The organism is Paenibacillus sp. FSL R5-0345 (genome assembly GCF_000758585.1).
Lineage (GTDB): Bacteria > Bacillota > Bacilli > Paenibacillales > Paenibacillaceae > Paenibacillus_AQ.
In genome coordinates this window covers 1,572,574-1,592,481 of the sequence record NZ_CP009281.1, presented here as the reverse complement: position 1 = coordinate 1,592,481, position 19,908 = coordinate 1,572,574, and the positions used below count along the sequence as shown (strand labels likewise).

The window sequence follows — 19,908 nt, the reverse complement described above, 5'->3', positions numbered from 1 at the left end:
AGATCAACCGTAGTATAAAAAACTATATTTTGACGAGATTTATATTTAGAAAACAACTTTATGTCACATCGTCTGAATGTCTCTGAAATGAATGTAAACGTTTACCCAATAAATAATATAAAAATCAAATTATTGTACGCACTGTTTCCCGCTCAACAATATAATGATTCATGAGAGTGCTGTTTGGTAATTCCAGAGGTTTTTCTATCAGAGATAATAACTTTTCCACCGCCAATCGCCCCATTTGATCCAACGATTGATGTACTGTCGTTAAAGGAGGAGATATAATTTTTGATAACATCAAATCATCGTAGCCAATCATAGAAAGATCCTCTGGTATTTTCAACCCTTTCTCAAAGGCCTTTCCCATGGCTCCAATTGCCATTTCATCACTAGCTGCAAATACTGCAGTAAACGGCGGGGCTTCACTCAATAGTTTTTCCATAGCCACACGGCCACTTTCCATATGAAAATCTCCGTAAGCTATTCTGGCCTCGTTAAATATAAATCCTTGTTCCTCGAGCGCTTGCCGGTAACCTTCCACACGAGGAATTCCCGCTATCATATCAGATGGCGTTCCAGCAATCATAGCAATATTATAGTGCCCTTTATTGATTAAATAGGAAGTAGCTTGATAGGCAGCAAGTTTATCATCTACTTTTACAAAAGGGATGGTGTACTTTGAAGAATATGCATTGACGAGCACTAAGGGAGTTTTCTTCTGTCGTAATTGAAGATAATATTCATCCTTCAAAACTTCGCTTGTAAATATTACTCCGTCCACTTGTTTTTCCTGGAGCATCTCCAGACAGTTTTTTGTTCTTTTGCCATCCTCACCAGTATTGCAAACAATGACCATATAATCCTTATCATAGGCAGCCTTTTCAATCCCATGAAGAATACCACAAAAAAAATCACTTGCTACGCTGGGGAAAAGCACTCCTAAAGTTCTTGTTTGTTTATTAATGAGTCCTCTAGCTACTCCGTTAGGATAATAACCCAGTTCTTCCACAGCCTGAAGTACATTGAGCTTAGTATTATGAGAGTAACCTTCTAGATTATGAATAACCCTTGATACTGTACATACTGAAACATTGGCTGCCTTAGCCACTTCTTTAATTGTTGGAGTAATGACACTTTCCTCCTTCTTGCGAATGCATTTAACTATAAAATAAACGTTTGCATAGTCTGAGCCCTTAATCTCAATAACAAACGACTCGCCCTCCTTATCAAGGGAGAGCAAAGTCTTGACACAAAATAATCATGATATGGTGACCATTGTTCACGCTTTAAGGAATAAGTTCCAACGGGGCTACACGTCCGTAAGAAACTTTAGGAAGTTCATCTTTTGCCGCCCAACGAATGCTGTTACTAATGACTTGAAGTACCTCAGGCTGGTGGTATACCGGGAAAGTCTCATGCCCTGGTCTGAAGTAAAAGATATTGCCTTGTCCTCGCTTGTAGCAGCATCCGCTACGGAACACCTCTCCGCCTTCGAACCAGGAAATAAAAATAAGCTCATCCGGCGCCGGAATCTCAAAACGTTCACCATACATTTCTTCCTTGTTAATTTCAATATACTCTCCAAGGCCCTTGGCAATCGGGTGTCCCGGCTCAATGACCCAGATTCGCTCCTTCTCACCTTCATCACGCCATTTCAGAGCACCAGTATTGGTACCCATTAAAGATTGGAATATTTTGGAGTTATGTCCAGAGTGGAGAACGATTAATCCCATGCCATTTAGCACCTTTTGACGTACCTTTTCCACAATTTCGTCACTAACCTCATCATGGGCTAAATGCCCCCACCATAACAATACATCTGTTTGTTCTAGCACCTCATCAGTTAATCCGTGTTCGGGATCATCCAGAACCGCTGTTTTTGCTTCCATATCTTCTTGTGTGTTCAAATAGTTGGCAAGTGCCATATGAATACCATCTGGATATATAGCTTTAACTTCTTCGTTGTGTCTTTCATGGCGGTACTCGTTCCATACTGTAATTTTGATTTTAGACATGATATGCCCTCCCCGTTATATTGAAATCCACCGTTGTTCAGTTAATGAGACAATAATTGAATCAATGGCATGTTGGTTTATATATCCGTCTTCCATATTGGCGTCGCATCCGTCGCCCTGTCCATTAACCAGATTAATAAAAGATGTCATTTGATCCACATGAAATTCTTCAGGAATATCTACTTTTATGAAGACCTCGCCGCCATCCTCAGAAGACTTAACATATAGTACATCCTCTTCTTCCAGGTTATAAAGAATCGCTCCCCGATCGCCGAAAATTTCCACTTGCTGAAAGTTTCCCCGCCCGAATGCGAATCTCGAAATGGCCATCGTGGACGAGGCTCCCCCTTCAAGCCGAGCCAGCACATGACAGAAATCATCAACATCCACCTCGCCCATGCCATCGCCTTCAAGTAGGGTGCGATCCTTGATAATCGTATCGGCATCTGCCATCACCCGTTCTACATTGCCCACAAGAAAACGTTGAAGGTCGAGCAAATGCGAACCTAAATCTCCAAGCGCGCCTGAACCGGACAGCTTCTTTCTGAATCTCCAGACTAGCGGAAGCCGCTCGTTAAGCCCCCAGCCTTGTAAATACTGACCGTAGACATGCTTGATCTCTCCTATTTTGCCCTGATTGATTAACCATTTCGCATATCTTACTGCCGATTTGTACCGATAACTGAAACAAATCATATGCGGTAGATGAGCCTCAGCCAGCAGATCACGCAACGCGGCAGCTTCCTGTACATCGAGAGTCACCGGCTTCTCTAGGGCAAACGGCTTACGATGCTTGATTGCCTCACAGGCTATTTCAAAATGGTTATAATTCGGCGTAGCGATCGTCACTGCTTCAAGTTCTGGGTCCGATAACATTTCTTTGTAATTCAAATATCTTCGTGCTTCCGGGATATTAAATTGTTCTCCCCTTCTCGCTAGTACCTCTTCATTGCAATCACAAATCGCCCATAGGATCGCCTCTTCATTCGCCAACAGACCGGAAATATGCATGTCTGCTATTCCACCTAAACCAATTACACCAATTTTCAGCTTTGCCAATTTCACCACCCTATCCTTTCTCAAAAAAATCTTCCACCTCTGTTTCATGCTATTAACGAAATTCTTCTATATATAGAAGAATTTAATTATGAAGGCAGCAATACCAAAAACCTAAACCGGGCAAGTTAACCTACGCGAGTTTGACAGCAAATGCCTCATAAGGCTGTAATTGTAGTTGCTTAAATTCCACGTTATCTCTAGAATAATTGCAAATAATCATTTCTTTGACCGGCCCCAGCTCTGGTAATTCCAGCTTCGTTATTTCTCCACTAAAATTGGCTGCTATTAACCAGGTCTGTTCTTCATACCTGCGGAGATACATAAATACTTGATCCGGCACGCCCGCCACTAGTTCAAAGTCACCCCATACAACGATTGGGTTATTCTTCCTTAGTTCAATCAATTTACGGTAGCAGTGAAAAACTGAATCTGGATTCTTCAGATTTGCTTCCATATTAATTTCCGTATAATTTGGATTCACATGTAACCATGGCACTCCTGTTGTAAATCCTCCGTTAGGACTACAATCCCACTGAATCGGGGTTCGACCATTATCTCTTCCCTTCACATTAATGGAATTAATAATATCTTCTTTGCTGTACCCTTGGGCAATCCGTTCATGGTACATATTAATGGTCTCAATATCTTGCGCTTCGCTGATATTCTGAATCGGATAATTGGTCATCCCGAGCTCTTCACCTTGATAAATGTAAGGTGTACCCTTCATCAAATGTAGAAGAATCGCGAACATCTTTGCGCTCTCTACTCGATATTGATTGTCGTCTCCCCAACGGGACACAATTCTCGGCAAATCATGATTGTTCCAGAACAGACTGTTCCAGCCCTCGTTTCCCAATTCAGTTTGCCATTTCGCCAGTACCCGTTTTAATTCGCTTACAGCCAAGGGCTTTAGATCCCACTTTTCTCCCCAATCCTGCTGATCCAGACCAATATGTTCAAATTGGAATACCATCGACAGCTCGTTACGGTCCGGATTGGAGTATAGCTTCGCCACTTCTGGAGTCGCTCCCCAAGTCTCTCCTACAGTCAGAACATCATGCTTTCCGAATGTCTCCCGGTTCATTTCTTGTAGATATTCATGAAGCTTCGGACCATTTCCTGTAATTTCCTGATCCGGTATTTTCCCGACCAGATCAATCACATCCATGCGGAATCCGCCAACGCCTTTATCCAGCCAGAAATTCATCATGTCCCATACCTCTTGCCGGACTTTACTGTTCTCCCAGTTCAAATCAGGCTGTCTGCGGCTGAACAAGTGCAAATAATATTGACCGCTCGCTTCGTCGAATTCCCAAGCTGATCCGCTAAATGTCGAACGCAGGGAATTGGGAACGCCGCCATCTACAGGATCCCGCCAGATATAATAATCTCTATAGGGATTGTCCTTTCCCTTACTTGCTTCAACGAACCAGGGATGCTCATCGGAGGTGTGATTAACAACCAAATCCATAATAATTCGAATGTTATGTAGCTTGGCTCTTTCGATTAAATCATCCATATCCTCCATGGTTCCGAATTCGGTCATAATATCCTGGTAGTCGCTGATATCATAGCCGTTATCGTCATTGGGTGATTTGTATACAGGACTAAGCCATATTGCAGTTATGCCGAGTTGCTTGAGATAGTCAAGTCTGTTGATAATTCCCCTGAGATCGCCGATTCCATCCCCGTTCGTGTCTTGAAAACTTCTAGGATAAATCTGATATATAACAGCTGTCTGCCACCATCTTGTATTATTCATATCACGCACTCCTATTCGCTTAATTTCACTACAACCATGGACCAAACCTCCAGAGACGGTAGAGTAAATCTGGCAGCTAGCCCTTGTCCATGAGGTACAATTTCATAATCCAAAAAACATACTTCTTGGTTATGATCATCAGGGCTGGCTGTGAAGATGCACTCAATCGGCTGTTCAATCAGCAATGTGCAGACAACTCCATCTTGAGTTTCAGGACGCTTTTTCTTGCCATGCTCCCAATAATCATCCTCAAGGCCAACAAGGTTAATTAGCTGTAAGATGTGATAACCTTGCATCCGTTTAATGATGGTCCATACGGAGCCAATATCTCCATTCGGTGCAAATGGCACTCTGCCTTCGAAGGTGATTTCGGTATTAACCCCTGCTGTATAGGTGTAAGACACATCTTCCAATTGCGTATTGTGTATCAAAGTACCAAACCGCACTATGAAATCATAGTAGCGTCTCACCTCAACGACAAATTCAGGCCGCATCACTGCATAATCGGGATAGTAAGGCATCGTCAGCATTCCATTATCCTCACCTAATAAGAGATGATATCCACCACTAGCAAATATAGATGCCATCGTTAGTAGCGCCCCGTTCTCAGCCCATTCCTTGTCATGTCCAGCTTTCGGGTAAAAAGAGGGAAGATAAGCGGAGAGGATAATCGGCTTGTCTTTATCCAATGATCTTGCATTATCGATAAGTCCTTTAAGCTCACGCAATCGGACTATTGGCGGCCATACTTCAATATAAAGTGCTTCCTGATCTGAAGATGCCGTTTTGCTAATGGGGTAATTACCCACATTATTGAATATGACCCCAGCCTCTGCTTTTATTTCCTTCACTGCCGCGCTGGTTCGATCAATAAGCGCCGGATAACATTCCGCCAGATCAACCAATTCTTCCCTTCCTTCGACCCTACGTATCCCTTTCTTTGGAAAACCGTATTGATCCATATGAATTCCATCAAATCCTACCTTTACTGCTTGACGGAATTGTTCAACAATATGATCAGTCCAAGGGGACCCTGGTGTAATGTCCATAATATAAAATAAGTCTATTAATTGAAACGGCTCACCTTGGCGATTATAAAGCCCCCATTCCGGCCGTGCTTGTAAAAAGTCCTTAAGGCTCGCGTATACAGCCCCATAGGCCAAGGCCGCCATCCCTTTATCGTGCAAGGCTGCCAATTTTTCACGAACAACTTTATAGGACATCATTCGACCCATCGGATCGAGAAATTCATCTTGATGCGGTACAAGATCATCATGTCGGTACATCCAATCATAGAACTGTATAACATTCAAATGGAATTTGTTCATACTTTCGACGTCACGTAATTCTTCGGATTCTTCCTTGCGAAAATCGCTTAAGAATCCATACCGAGGCGCCCGACTCCAATGATCGGCAATATCGTACGAAGTATAAGCTGTTGACACTGCAAATTTATCGTAAAAAACTGTAGCCTTGACCCCGTAACCAGCCCACTCGGTATCTTCAGTGAACAGGGGAATGCGCGCAATTTGTCTCAATCCTTTTTCCAGGCTGATCTCAAATGTTTCTTCAGCAACCTGCTTTTCTAATTTGTAGAACTCAACAACCAGTTCCAGATCCCTATCCTCTTGGGTCTCCAGCTCGACTATAATACTGCCTGCTTGGCCGGATTTGTACTGGGCTTGATCGGGATACATATCTATATAAGTCAGCATCGAATATTCCATATGAATACTCCACTCCTCTTCGCTGTATGATCCATTACAATCAAAAGGGGCATAACTAACGCATTATGCCCCTTTTGTCCGTCAGATCCGTTTAACAAATGAAATTATTGATCACACTCTGCTTATTTCTTGCCGTTTTCAGCCAGCCAAGCATCCAACTGCTTTTGCGCTTCCGCAATTACTTTGTCTGATCCCGCTGCTTTTTGTTTTTCCAGCATCTTAGGAAGAGCTTCTTCCGGATCGAGTTGGCCGGACTTCAACCCGTCAACAAAGGTTTTATTTGCGTTGTCGATCGAGATTAGTTCATTTTTGACCGGCTCCGGATCAAAGATAAATCCAAAAATCCGCGAAGGGTTTGCGGTAATCTGTTCGTTGAATTTCTCATAGTTCTGGTATTTATTCGGGTCTTCGCCTACACGTGTATAGTTAAGCATTTGATTGCCCACTTGCCACATAATATCATGGTAGTAGCCGACATTTTCTGTAGTTTTGCCTTCCGGCAGCGCAATTTGTCCGTCTTTAAGCACATAATGTGTTCCTTCAATACCGAAGTTGAAAAGGGTCAGAAGCTCCTTGTCCTTATAGAAAAGATTAAGCAGCATCATGGCGCGTTCCGGATCTTCAGAGCTTTTTGAAATCGCATACATGGTTGCCGTCATTTTTCCGGTCTGCAGACGGTCAATATTGAGCGGAATCTGCAGCATCTCGCGGCCCGCTTTAATCGAACCATTCGGTGAAACGGCAGCTTTGCCAATCTCCATATCAGCGATAATATCCATGTCAGTAACAAATGCAAATCCTTTACCTGCTTGAATTTTTTTCCAGGCATCCAGACCTGGTGTCAGTGCGTCCTTGTTAATATACCCCGCCTTGTACCATTTGTTGGTCAGCTTGGCAAGCTCCATATAACGTGGAGTAGTGAACGAGTTGATTACAGTATAGTCATCTTTTGCTGTTCCCACGGTGTTAATAACCGCAATGCTTGCAATGGAATCTAGATTCGTAGATGAATAGTAAGCTTCAAGCGGAAAGCTTGGCGCTACCAAAGGCGTAATCCCCGGTTCGTTCTCCTTGATTGTCTGCAGCATCGGTTCCAGATCTTCGACCTTTCCGGACTTCAAAACACTGAGATCAAAGTTGTATTTGTCCACCAACTCTTTGTTCAAATAAACTCCTTGTGTGCCGCCCAGCTCTTGGTGGGTATGGATACCGTACAGCTTGCCGCCGCGTTTAGCCGGATCATGATAATCCTTCTCAACAGCTTCGATATCCGGGCCGTATTTGGCGAGCAAATCATCAAGCGGCAGCAAGCCGCCCTTTGTCACCTGTTGCTGGAATCCGAGCCAATCCGCTGTAAACAGCAGATCCATTTTATCTCCGGAGGCCATCATCAGGTTTGTTTTATCGCTCCATGCGCCCCAGTCGATGGGATTCAGTTTGACCGTCATGTTCATTTCCGGATATGTTTTTTTCAGATAATCATTCATTGCATCCTGTACCAGCTGATTGTCATTCTGAGGCGCATCGGGGAATACCATTACGACTTCGTAAGGCTTCAATTCGGAGCTGGCCGTCCCCTCCGGCTGAGCTGTGCCCGCCGGAGAATTAGCAGCATTATTTCCGCCACAGCCGGTTGCCACAACTGAAGTCAGCACCAACGATGTCAGTACAACAGAACTCTTTTTCAACCACTTCATAAATAGTAGACCTCCCTGGAATACTTCTGTTTTTCTTTAAATCCTTTACTTGCATATACTAATCCAGCATTATGCTGGGATCAGCCTTTCACAGCGCCTACGGTAAGACCTTTTACGAAATACTTCTGCAGGAAAGGGAATACCAGCACCAACGGTCCGATTGCAATCATCGCCATCGCCATCCGAATGGATTCCAGCGGTGTTGTGACCTGTGCGGTGGAACTATAAGCCTTATTCGCAATCGTCTGCAGGAACGAAGCGTTCATTAAGGTTTTGGTCAATAGATATTGCAGAGAGAACAGTTTCTCATTCTGGATGAAGACCAGGCTTGTAAACCAGTCGTTCCAGTAGGATACGGTGGTGAATAGTCCAATTGTAGCCATTACAGGCAAGGACAGCGGCAGAATAATGCTGAAGTATGTCCGGAATTCACCTGCACCATCTATCTGGGAAGAATCAATCAGTGAAGGCGGTATACTGTTCGTGAAGAATGTCCGCATGATGATAACGTTAAAGCCGCCGATCAAACCCGGAATAATAAGGGCCATCAACGTATCCTGAACATGCAAGAACCGGGTGTAGATAAGATACCAGGGCAGCAAGCCTCCCGAGAACAACATCGTAATCAGGATGTAGAAGCTCAGCGCCCCCCTGAGCGGAAACTCTTTCCGCGACAGCGCATAGGCCATTGCCGAAGTCACAAACAAACTGATGACAACACCAATCAACGTTACCGAGGCAGAAACGCCATAAGCCCGCAATATTTTTTCGGCATCTTCAAACAAATACTGATAAGCGACAAGACTGAATTTGCCGGGCCAGAAGCTGTATCCATTAACAGTTACCCAGTCTTCATCAGCAACCGAGATCATGAACACAAGCCAAAACGGGATCAAGCAGGCAAGGCTGAACAAAGACAGGAAAATAATGATAAAGGGATTAGTTCGTTTTTTTTCCATGGTTTTCTCCTTTTAGAACAAAGCATTTTCTTTGCTGAATTTACGGACAATCAGGTTGACGGTAATGACAAGTGTAAAACCAACAACAGACTGCAGCAGCCCTGCCGAGGAGGCGAGTCCCGTATCGCCGGTAACCATTAACGCCCTGTATACATAGGTATCGATAACATCAGTTGTCTCTTTGATCATCCCGGATGCCATAGTTGCCTGATAGAACAGACCGAAATCGGCGTTGAAAATCCGGCCAATCGCCAGCAATGTCATGATGATAATGATCGGAGCAATCAGCGGAATCGTAATTTTCGTCATTTGCTTCCAGCGGCTGGCTCCATCAATGACGGCTGCTTCATAATATTCAGAGTCTATCCCGACAATGGCTGCGAGGTAAACTACGGCCGAGTAGCCCACACCCTTCCAGGTGTTGACAATGGTCAAAATATAAGGCCAATGCTGCGCTTCCGCATACCAGTTTCTAGGATCTATCCCGAAGGGCTCCAGAATAAATTTATTGATGAACCCCAGTTCCGGATTTAAAAATCCATAAACGATGTAGCCGACAATGACCATGGAAATAAAGTTAGGCAGGATCACTGTGCTCTGAAAGAATTTGGAGGCAAATTTATTCTTGACCTCGTTGAGGAGAAGGGCCAGCATCACTGCCAATATCGTATTGATAAGCAAAAAGCTAATGTTGTACAGCAATGTATTCCTAATGATCAGCCAAGCATCGTTTGAAGCAAACAGAAACTTAAAGTTGTCCAGTCCGATCCATTTGCTTCCCCATATCCCTGCCGTATAATTCAAGTCCTTGAAAGCCAAGAAAATACCGAACATGGGCAGATAGTTATTGATCAGCATCAACAGCACACCTGGCAGTGCCAGAACGATCAAGGCTCTGTACTTCCATATGGTTTTCCATTTTGAGTTGCGCTGCGAGATGCCAGATTGTGTCAGTGTTGCTTTTTCCGAAGCCATAGTTCCACACCTTCTTATTGGGTTATGGCTTTATTATAAGGAGATGCCAACAACTGCTCTGCCGTTTTTATAACCTCAGTCTAATCGTTTTGTGACTTTGCGATATTCCTGAGGATTGACGTCGAACTGCTTGCGGAACATTTTGGTGAAATGTGAAAAATTACTGTATCCTACCTGCTGCGCTATCGCGCTTACCGACATATCCGTGGTATCCAAAAGCTCGCGGGTGCGGTTCATCTTCACTGAGATCAGGAAATCAATGAGGTTCTGGCCGGTCTCTTTTTTGAACAGTCTGGAGAGATACGCCGGGTTCAATCCCACATAATCAGCGACGCTGACCCTGGAGATCTCTTCCTCTATATTCTGCTGGATGTAGCGAATGGACCGCTCAATTACACCGCCCTTTTCCTGCCGCTCGAATTCCGCCTCCATGACCGCCGATACAATCCCTTCTGCCCAATGCCTGTACTGAAGCAGTCCCCGTATGCGGGCGGTTGTCCAGTCTGTAAACAGGACTATGCTTCCCGCATTGATTCCTCTTACCTGCAAGAAGTGATATATAATCTGCAAGGTATCCTGATGCAAGGCGTCTAGATTTCTTCCCTGAAAGCAAGGATTGGCTTCCAGTTTCTCTGTCAGATTATGAATAAACTGCACAGCGGACTCACGCTTGCCATTCAGCATATAAGAGATCAAATCATTGAGCAGGATATCATCCGAATTAGGTGATAATAACATCTGGTCCTGTGGCATGTATAAAAGCACCGATTGTGTGCGAGAAATATTGTCACGCTCCATGATTTTTAAGCTTTCGCACATTCCCGGCAGCTCTTGAAGGGGTTTGAATGAGCCGACATAGCAGGTTACGATGCTGTAGAACAGCTCCCGGCAAGCTTTGATAAAACGTTTACCTATGTCCGTGAGCTGCTGAATTCTGAGCTTCCTAGTCGCCTGTTCTCCCATCGCGCCTTTGGCATACAGCAGAATGAACAAAACCCCGTTTTTGTCTGTGACGGCCTCCCCTTGATGCTCTTCTGTAAAAAATTCCTCCGCCGCTTTCTTCACGGCATATTCCATGATTTCCTGATCCCGCGGACTGAGCGGTTTAGACCACTCCTCAATACTGATCAGAATAGGAAGCACCAGATCGTCAGAATTTAACCCCACGCCAGCCTCCGCCAGCTCCCGGTCAACAAAATCCCCAAAAGACAGGATACTGCGGGACAACAAATCCTGCCAGAAACGTTCCACACGCTTCGGCTTTTCTTTTTGCCATAAATTTAGATACTTATGATACATTTGATTGTAGGACGCATACTCTTCCTTCTCACGGTTGGCTGCTATCATACCTGATACGACAGACAACAGCTCATCTGTGTCAACAGGCTTCAGCAAATAATCAAAACTCCCGAGGTTAACGGCTTTCTTGGCGTAGGAAAATTCGGAATGACAGGTCAGAAATATCGATTCCGTCCAGGGAGAATATTCCCTCACCCAGCCAACCAGTGAAAGCCCATCTTCATCCGGCATTTCAATATCGCAAATCAGCAATTCTATTCTGTGTTCATTCATAATCTCCCTGGCCTTGTCGGCTCTATTCGCCGTCAAGACCTCTTCAATCCCATACGCTTTCCATTCGCAGCAGTAGAGAAGCCCCTCCACAGCGAACTGTTCATCATCTACAATCAATAAACGCATCTCTCATCATTCTCCTTCCATATATTCAATGGGCAGGCTAAGCCGCACACGGAATCCGGACGGCTCATTTTCACTGAAGTGAATGTTGGCTTTGCCCTGATAGCGCATAGCCAATCTTTGTTTCACATTCCAGATACCAATGTGGCCGTCATCAGTTTCTGGCCTATAATCAGGTGAATTCAGCTCTTGTAGTTTTTGTTGAGTACTACCTCTTCCGTTATCCGAGATTTCAATAATCATTGTATCGGTGTTCTCTTCTGACTTGACTGCACAAATTTCCAGATAGAATGTTTCTGCTTTCAAACTTATGCCATGAAGCATGGCATTTTCTACAAAGGGCTGTACAATCAAGGACGGTATAGAAGCGAGGATAATGTCTTCATCTATTGTGATTTGAAAATCAAAAGACTGCTGGTATCGCATCTTTTGAATTTCAAGATAATTGCGGAGATGATCAAGCTCCTGTTCCAAAGTAATGCTGTTATCCTTTACCTGAAGCATGAATCGGAAATACTGCACCAGATGCCGTACTGTCTTTTTTACTAATTCAAAGCGTTTCAGATCGGCGAGTTGGAAAATGATATTGAGCGTATTTAGAAAAAAGTGAGGATTAATTTGCATTTGCAAATGCTTCATTTCCGCTTTTTGAGCATTTAGCCGTTCCTCATACACGTCAATTTTCAGATTTTGTATTTCTACAACCATGGTATTAAAGGCCTGATTCAGCGCTTGAAACTCTAACAAGTTAGAAGAAGGAAGCTGGGCTTCCATAGACCCTTTTCTGATGCGGTGAATGCCGCCCAACAAATTCAGAATCGGACGAATGACTATACGGCGAAAATAATATAAGTAAACCAGTAAAATGATCAAAATAAAGAAGGGCAGTACATTAATAATCATTTGGAATGTATTCAAGCCCTGGAGTAGCTCGGAATCGGGGATTACCACAGATAGATTGATCCCCAGGGTGGATGACTGGCTAGACACAACTAACCATTTCCGGCCATCATGCATATAAGAAAATGAAGAATTCTGATTCATCTTATCGTGTGGCAGCTTGAAGTCGTAGCCCATCGATTTCGAAGAACTGGTTAAGATATTTCCTTCATTATCCACAATAAGCACATCACCGCCTGATTGCAGGTTCAGATTGCCCAGCGGTGAACGCATAGAATCGATTCGGATGAGCGCGCCGATATAACTGGGATTGCTCAGGTTATTACCGACTGTCCGGTTTATATAGTAATCCCCAGCTATATTAACTATTGTCCATTTGTACCGGAGTGGTTCCATTTTATCTTCATTGTGAACCTTGCCCGTGATCCAGGCTCTGATTTCATCCATATATTCCTCCGTGTTCCCTAATACATTGGATAATGTCAACATATCATTGACGCCGGAGTACAGATAGAACATATCCACGCTATGATAATAGGCCTGATAGGCTTGATTTCTTTGCATAATTCCCATACGGGCAAAATAATAATCGGAATCTTTCAGCCCTGGACGGTTGAATTGAAGGAAATTCTCGTCATGATCAACAATATCTACCAGATTAATAGTTATATCCTCGAGACTTCTCTCCATCATTTTCAGATTGGAGTTGACCAAATTCTGATAGGATCTGGATACCTGAGCCAATACATTTTCCTTGGCATAGTATCCCCCTGCAAAAAGAACGGAAAGAAGCGGAATCGTTATAGCAGCAAACAGTTGAATAAGCCTTACACCGAGCGAATTTTTCTTATTTTTCATAATTCGTCCTTTCCGTTTGTTTGTTCCACAACAAAAAGAAAGGGCCACTATTGTGACCCCGACAGATTTGTTCCTTCTTCCTTCTGTTGTCACTCCCCGGTAATCCCTGTCTTGTCAATGCTCTCCACAAACCATCTTTGAACAATCAGATATAAGGTAACGAGCGGAATAATGGATAATAACGTTCCCGCAAAGGCCTTCGCCTCCGTAAAGTTCAAATTCGGATTTTGGTTGAAGTCTCCGCTTTGACTGGCTTTGACCGCAGCGCCGTAAGTGTTCTGTAGATCTCCGAGCAGCATCGGAACCGTCCGAATTTTGCCGTCCAGATAGAATGAAGTCAGAAAGGTCTCATTCCAATAGAGCGAGAAGGCATAGACGCCTACGATAATAAAGGCCGGCCCCGCCATAGGGATAGCGATTCTCCAGAACGTTCTAAATGCACCTGCCCCATCGATAAATGCCGCCTCTTCCAACGCCTTCGGAATCATTTTGAAGAACTGGAAGAAGATCAAAATAAACAAAGCCGCCTGCTCTCCCTGTCCGGTCAATGCCGGTATAATAAGCGCACCCAGATTCCCCTTCAGACCGAGCTCCATAAAAATCTGAAACCGCGGAATAAAAAACAAAGTCTTCGGGACGATATAGGTGAACAACAGCAGCAGCAACACGATATTTTTCCCTTTGAACTGGAAACGCGCTAGTCCGTAGCCCACTAGAGCGGAAGAAATGATTACACTTATTGTCGAAGCACCCGCCACCATAGTCGTTGTCAGGAATGAGCCGGGCAGCTGCAATGCCTTCCAGGTCATTTCATAGTTGAACGTATACATACTGCTCGGCAGCCATTTCACCGTGCTGTCGACCAAGTCCACGTTTGACATGAAGCTGGCCGATAACATATAAAGCAGCGGATACAGGAATATAAATCCGAAGATGGTCAGAATCGTATAGGTTGCCGCCTTATATACGAATCCGTCGCTGATCTGCATACCGAACAGAAACTTTTTGAGCGGAGGCGTGCGTCTTCCGATTTGCTGCTTCAATTGCTTATACGGCTTGATTTGGACCGGTTGTTGAGTCATTTGGCCACCCCCTCTTTGGAATTTCTGCTGCGGGTCGCAAAATATAGGATAAGTATGAGTGCGATTTGGATTAAGGAATACAGCAGGGATAGCGCGGAAGCATAGCCTTCACGTCTGGACCCGTCGAATTTGGACTCCATAATGATGGTATTGATCGGATTCAAATCAAAATTTGCCAGGAAAACCACCAGATAAATTACGCATATGCTTACCAGTGGATAAATGGTGGGCAAGGTAATCTTCCAGAAAGAAGTCCACGGCGATGCCCCGTCGATGGATGCCGCTTCGTACATATCCTTGCTGATTTTTTGCAGCGCCGCGAGGAAAATCAGGATTGGCACTGCACTATACCACATCAACTGCAGAATCAGCTCAAACAGATTCACAATCAGCAGCAAAGCTCCCTTAGATGGAATAATCGTCCCCAGCGTCTCAAGGATGAAGTGATTGGCAGTGATGGACATGCCTCCATATATGCTCATATTCTCAATCAGTTTCCCATTCAAAATAATAATTGGCAGGAAGAACATCAACCGGTAGATTGCCTTTCCCCTTATTTTCTGGTTAAGCAGCATCGACACAATAATGGACAGAGCAATAATAACCGGGACATACACTAATGTGCCGATAAAATAATTTTGTGCTTCAACGACAAAGTCTGGCTCCTCTAACAGGATTCGTTTGTAGTTCTCTATACCCACCCAATTGTATCTCCACCCGGACTTCGATCCGAAGGATACCTTGTAGAAGCTCATATAGATCGTTCTGTACAGCGGATAAGCGACAAAGGCTAGAAAACCGAGAATCCAGGGACTTATAAAGAGAACGCCCATTAAACCTTGCTTGGTTTTTATGCTCAATTTCATAGAATCACGAACCCTTTTGATTTAATTCTAACGTCTTGATAGCGATACTCTGTATCCTTGTAATTAATCACTATTTTGCGGCCGTTGTCGTACTCTACAAGGACAACACCGTCGTCAATGATCGTATGGTTGATCATTTCACTACCCATTACATTATTTAGAGCTTCACTAACAACCGAATAATAATTGTCAATACGGTCCTCCAGAGTCTTCAGCTGCGAGACATAGACATCACTTGAACCTGTCCGTTTGATCTCATACGTCGATTCACCTGTCAGTACAAACGAAGGGAATACCCCGAATTCAATCAGCTTAAGAATGGCCTCCGCATCATTGGATGAGAAGTTCATGTAAGGCGAATACATATCCATATAACCGCTCAGGACTAACGGCACCAATGGAACTGTAGCATCAATGAAAATCAGATTGGAGGATACGATCGACGTGTCGTAATAATCACTGGCATATTTGAACAGATAAGCATCAGGCATATACAGGCCTGTTTTAATTCCATTATCATTCAAATACTTCAGAGTCTTCTCAGTGTACGCCATTCCCTCATTCGCATAACCGACTGTTCCATGATCATAGTGAGTAAATGGACTATTCCCGAATCCGTCCAGGGCCAGTTCGCCGATCTTATATTTCTTGAATGCCTCCAGATCCCGTTCAGCGAGGAAGGAATAGTACTTAGGATTATTCAGATAATTATACTGTGCCTTGTTTTCATTCAGCACGCTCATATCCTTGCGGTTTAACTTGCTCGCCGTATATTTCGTCTTCTCGTACCAGGATCTCGCGTAGTCCACATAATGGCTGAACTTGATATCATTCACGGAGAAATAATCCACGGCTTCTTTAAACGCCTTGCTTCCGCCAAGCTGATTCATCATGGTGAAACGATAAGCCCACTCATCCTTGACGAACATCTTGAATGAAACACTCAGCTCTGAGTAACCCTTCTCCTTCAATTTCCTTACGAGCTCCTGCGCCTGTATATAGGTTGTTGCCGGCACGTTCTCCACGCCCAGTGTTCCCATCGCCAATTCATTATTGACGAAATCAATTTTCATCGGAACCTGGTCGTGTGTCCTCCCCTTATCTTGTTTCAGCAGCCCGTCTTGCTGGATCAGGAAGCTGCGGAAGCCCTTGGCTACCCCGACATAGTTCGATTGGTCGCCCTCCAGAAAAACATAGCGCTGCACCAGCTCAAACCGATTCGGCTCCTCCTGAAAGCTGAGAACAGATTGTTCCTGATTTGTCCGACTCTGCACCTGCGCATACTGTGTACGATAGGTATAAGTAAAATAGGACTGATAGAAATTCGTCTGCAAATCACGAGATACATAATTATAATTCGCATACCCCTCACCGCCCTCGGCAATCACAAGCAAGCCGGAGCGGCCTTCCTCATGAATAATGCCATAAATCGGCAGCGTTATCCGTTCAAGCGGCTTCACAACGGTACGCCTGGGTGTGAACTCCGGAGTATCTTCATATCCCGGATCCGGACCATAGACAGGTGCCGAATAGCCAGTCGCATACTTCGGAATTTCTCTCAGCTTCACAATAGCCCCGGCCCCATCAGGCAAGACGATATAACCGTTCTCTTTATGAGTAGCACTGCCAAAAAACGGATATGGAATAATCTCGCTTAGCCGGATGTCGTTGTTTCCCGGCTTGCCAAGCTTGGGGTTATATTCCTCGATACTTCTGCGCGGGACATGAATAATTAAATCTCCCTCTTGCAGTGCAACAACAAGGTCAAACTTGATCTTAGCCTTGGTGAAATCTATCGTTGCTGTAAAGCCCTCGTCCCTGTACTGGTAAGTCAGCTTCGCATTATCTCCCAATATAGTTCTTCGGCCGGAGGTGAATTTGTTATACGTGACAATGGAAATCCCGGATTTAATATAGGCTGCAACCTCATTGCTGTACTTGTTACCTTTCGTATTCACACTGACATCATAAGAGAACCACGTGCTGCCGTTGCACTTGTCCTTAACCGCTATGGCTGCCGTTTCTTCCTCCAGATAAAGCTCCAGCTTCTCGTTGCCGGCCACCATCCTGAAGGCAGCCGGAATTGGAGCGGCACTGCCGGCGGCAGCGCCGCTATTGAAGCAAGTCTGCTGTGCATTGTTCACAATAATATCTTTATAATCATTCTGGGCAGCGGCTATGCCGTATTCGACCTTCTGGCTGTCGCCAATTAAATAATTTATACCGAGTGCCGCTGCAATCAGAAGAACTATTCCGTATTTCAACCATCTCTTTACCATTTTTTGCTCGCCTCCGTAATCACGTCATACCCGAAATCAAGTAATTGACTGCCCAGCGAGTACAATACAAACAGGAACAATCCGATGATAAGCATCGTAAACGTACTCTTGAACACGACGTTAACCGTCTCTCCAACCTCATAGCTGTGAATGTCCTTGATCATAAAAAACATCAGAAAGGCAATCCATAGCATCATGGCCTGAATCGGCAAGTGATAGAAGACCGATTGTTCCAGCGTCAAGCCGTTGCTGAACAAAACAAGCGGAGGCAAAACAACCAGAATTGGACTCAGCGCATATGCCGTGGCATTATAGACATCCCTGAATCTACCTTCCCCATCGCTGATGGAGCAAATGAGATAATTGGAAACCATCCATAACACCGCAAGCCCGAAAATGATCCATAACTGATGAAGAAAGTACCCTTGTTTTTCAACAAACAGACCGCTGGTGTGATCATGATGCAGAATGAATACGGCGAATATCAGCATGTAGATCAGAGTGGCCGATTTTCTGGATACTCTGTTCTGATATTTAATTTGGTAGAATCCATCCAGCGGATGCCTCAGAAAGGTGAAGATGAACATCAGATCGCTAATGACTTTGACCTTGTAGATAACCTTCAGCCGATCCTTAATCTTGGTCCAATATTGATATTTCCGGTTCGTAAATTTATGGGCATATCCAATAATCAATAAACTAAGTAACAGTGCGAAAATAACATCCAGATGGTTCTGCAGCCAGGACTGGCGGATTTCCCAGAATGCTTCCGATACGCCTGCCTTGTACTGGGCATCCTTGAATTCTTCATAGGCCTCACCAGCCTCTCCATCCCGAAGGTAAGCCTCACCCAGACCAATTCGCGCCTTGTCAAAAGTTGAATTGTATTTCAACGTATATTCCCAAAGCTTCTGGCTCTTGGCGTACTCCCCGTTCTGATAGGCGTCCATTGCTTGATGTACCGCACTTGAGAATTCGGACGAACGGTAGATTTGGAGCAATTTCATCCCTTGATCGACTACGATCACTTCATCCGTCGAATTGGAGGCAATGCTTACAGGCCGATTCAGAAGCCCGAGGCGGCTGGAGTTGAAATCCTTCCCTCCGAACATAAAGAGCAGATTGCCATTGGCATCATATTCAAAGATCCAGCCATCCGAGCTCACGGAATAGACAGTGTTATGACCTCCAACCCATACACTTTCCATGGAATAGGTCCCGATGATACCATCTGGATAATAATTCGTTCCCGAGACATTGAACTTCTTGATCGGGTTAGATTCCACAGAAGATGTAACAGTGTAAATAAAGCCCTTCTTGTCAATCGCTAAATTGCTGGGAACGTCAGGAAGAACCTTCTCCAGTTTGTCTTTTTGAGTCTTGGTCAGAAGACTGGACCGCAATTGATCAAGAAAAGGAACCTTTAACGGATTCCCTCCAAAGAAAGTGATAAATTCTCCATCCCTGTTCAACATGATCAGACCGTTGACCGAGCCAGCGCTTCTTACGTAAATATTGCCTCTTAAATCAACCGCGATATGGGTCGGGCTAAAATCGTAGCCTTCAGTAAAAATCGGCGAATCCGGCTTGCTGATTTCCTTTTTGAATGCGAAAGAGGATTTGTCAAAGATATAAATCTGTCCTGCCCCGGCATCCACCACATAGATGGAATCCTTCGTTACAAATGTGCTTTGGACCGCGGAGAACTTATCACTTGTGAGTTCCTTGTAGAAGCGTAATTTCCCGTCCAAAACAAATACCTTGTTCAATGCGCTGTCCGTAATATATACGTAGTCTTGCTCATCCACAAACACATGCTCGGGCGTATCCAGTCTTTGCCCGTTGATTTCTCCAATCTGCGTGACTGGCGTATAGGCGTCCTGCGTCCGGATCGTATAACCTTCACTGTCACTGGTGTAAGTGAAGTAGGGAGCATCCGAGGCCGCATAAGCCTGTGACGTACTGAGAAACACCATGATCAGCGCAACCGTCACCAATTTCAGCGTTCTTTGCATTGTCCACTTTCCCATA

The 19,908-nt window shown here is 44.4% G+C and carries 14 protein-coding genes; all 14 read right to left on the bottom strand.

All coding sequences use genetic code 11. The features are described from left to right. Positions 1-124: 124 nt before the first annotated feature. The 14 genes from R50345_RS07105 to R50345_RS07040 all read right to left on the bottom strand — a co-directional run bounded on the left by R50345_RS07105 (position 125) and on the right by R50345_RS07040 (position 19,907). Positions 125-1,243, bottom strand: coding sequence for a LacI family DNA-binding transcriptional regulator (locus R50345_RS07105; RefSeq protein ID WP_231574065.1), 1,119 nt, complete (start codon positions 1,241-1,243; stop codon positions 125-127). 46 nt (positions 1,244-1,289) lie between these two features. Beyond that, the gene (locus R50345_RS07100) at positions 1,290-2,018 is read right to left on the bottom strand and encodes a ThuA domain-containing protein (protein WP_042125259.1); all 729 of its coding nucleotides are present in this window, start codon (positions 2,016-2,018) and stop codon (positions 1,290-1,292) included. A 15-nt stretch (positions 2,019-2,033) separates the two neighbouring features. Further along, positions 2,034-3,101 carry a Gfo/Idh/MocA family protein gene (locus tag R50345_RS07095; RefSeq protein WP_231574064.1) on the bottom strand — a complete coding sequence of 356 codons (1,068 nt, stop codon included), beginning with the start codon at positions 3,099-3,101 and terminating at the stop codon, positions 2,034-2,036. Between the two features lie 106 nt (positions 3,102-3,207). After that, positions 3,208-4,839 (bottom strand): glycoside hydrolase family 13 protein, encoded by a 1,632-nt coding sequence (locus tag R50345_RS07090; RefSeq protein WP_042125257.1) that lies wholly within the window; start codon positions 4,837-4,839, stop codon positions 3,208-3,210. A gap of 11 nt (positions 4,840-4,850) precedes the next feature. Then, positions 4,851-6,566 carry a glycoside hydrolase family 66 protein gene (locus R50345_RS07085; protein ID WP_052414506.1) on the bottom strand — a complete coding sequence of 572 codons (1,716 nt, stop codon included), beginning with the start codon at positions 6,564-6,566 and terminating at the stop codon, positions 4,851-4,853. Positions 6,567-6,688: 122 nt separating this feature from the next. Continuing rightward, a complete protein-coding gene (locus tag R50345_RS07080; protein WP_042125256.1) occupies positions 6,689-8,263 on the bottom strand; it encodes an ABC transporter substrate-binding protein in 1,575 nt (524 codons plus the stop codon). Between the two features lie 80 nt (positions 8,264-8,343). Next, the gene (locus tag R50345_RS07075; RefSeq protein WP_042125254.1) at positions 8,344-9,222 is read right to left on the bottom strand and encodes a carbohydrate ABC transporter permease; all 879 of its coding nucleotides are present in this window, start codon (positions 9,220-9,222) and stop codon (positions 8,344-8,346) included. 12 nt (positions 9,223-9,234) lie between these two features. Next, entirely contained in the window at positions 9,235-10,197 is a 963-nt protein-coding gene (locus tag R50345_RS07070; RefSeq protein WP_081382504.1) for an ABC transporter permease, read from the bottom strand. A gap of 75 nt (positions 10,198-10,272) precedes the next feature. Beyond that, positions 10,273-11,895 carry a response regulator transcription factor gene (locus R50345_RS07065; protein ID WP_042125252.1) on the bottom strand — a complete coding sequence of 541 codons (1,623 nt, stop codon included), beginning with the start codon at positions 11,893-11,895 and terminating at the stop codon, positions 10,273-10,275. Positions 11,896-11,901: 6 nt separating this feature from the next. Then, positions 11,902-13,650, bottom strand: a complete 1,749-nt coding sequence (locus R50345_RS07060; RefSeq protein ID WP_042125250.1) for a sensor histidine kinase — start codon at positions 13,648-13,650, stop codon at positions 11,902-11,904. A gap of 89 nt (positions 13,651-13,739) precedes the next feature. Further along, positions 13,740-14,732, bottom strand: coding sequence for a carbohydrate ABC transporter permease (locus R50345_RS07055; protein WP_042125247.1), 993 nt, complete (start codon positions 14,730-14,732; stop codon positions 13,740-13,742). Further along, a complete protein-coding gene (locus R50345_RS07050; RefSeq protein WP_042125245.1) occupies positions 14,729-15,598 on the bottom strand; it encodes a carbohydrate ABC transporter permease in 870 nt (289 codons plus the stop codon). Before R50345_RS07050 ends, R50345_RS07055 begins: the two co-directional genes overlap by 4 nt. Next, positions 15,595-17,877 (bottom strand): DUF5696 domain-containing protein, encoded by a 2,283-nt coding sequence (locus R50345_RS07045; RefSeq protein ID WP_042125243.1) that lies wholly within the window; start codon positions 17,875-17,877, stop codon positions 15,595-15,597. The genes R50345_RS07050 and R50345_RS07045 overlap by 4 nt, the downstream gene beginning before the upstream one ends. After that, complete coding sequence (locus R50345_RS07040; RefSeq protein ID WP_042125241.1) at positions 17,871-19,907, bottom strand: YIP1 family protein; 2,037 nt, start codon at positions 19,905-19,907, stop codon at positions 17,871-17,873. The genes R50345_RS07045 and R50345_RS07040 overlap by 7 nt, the downstream gene beginning before the upstream one ends. Position 19,908: the final 1 nt, after the last annotated feature.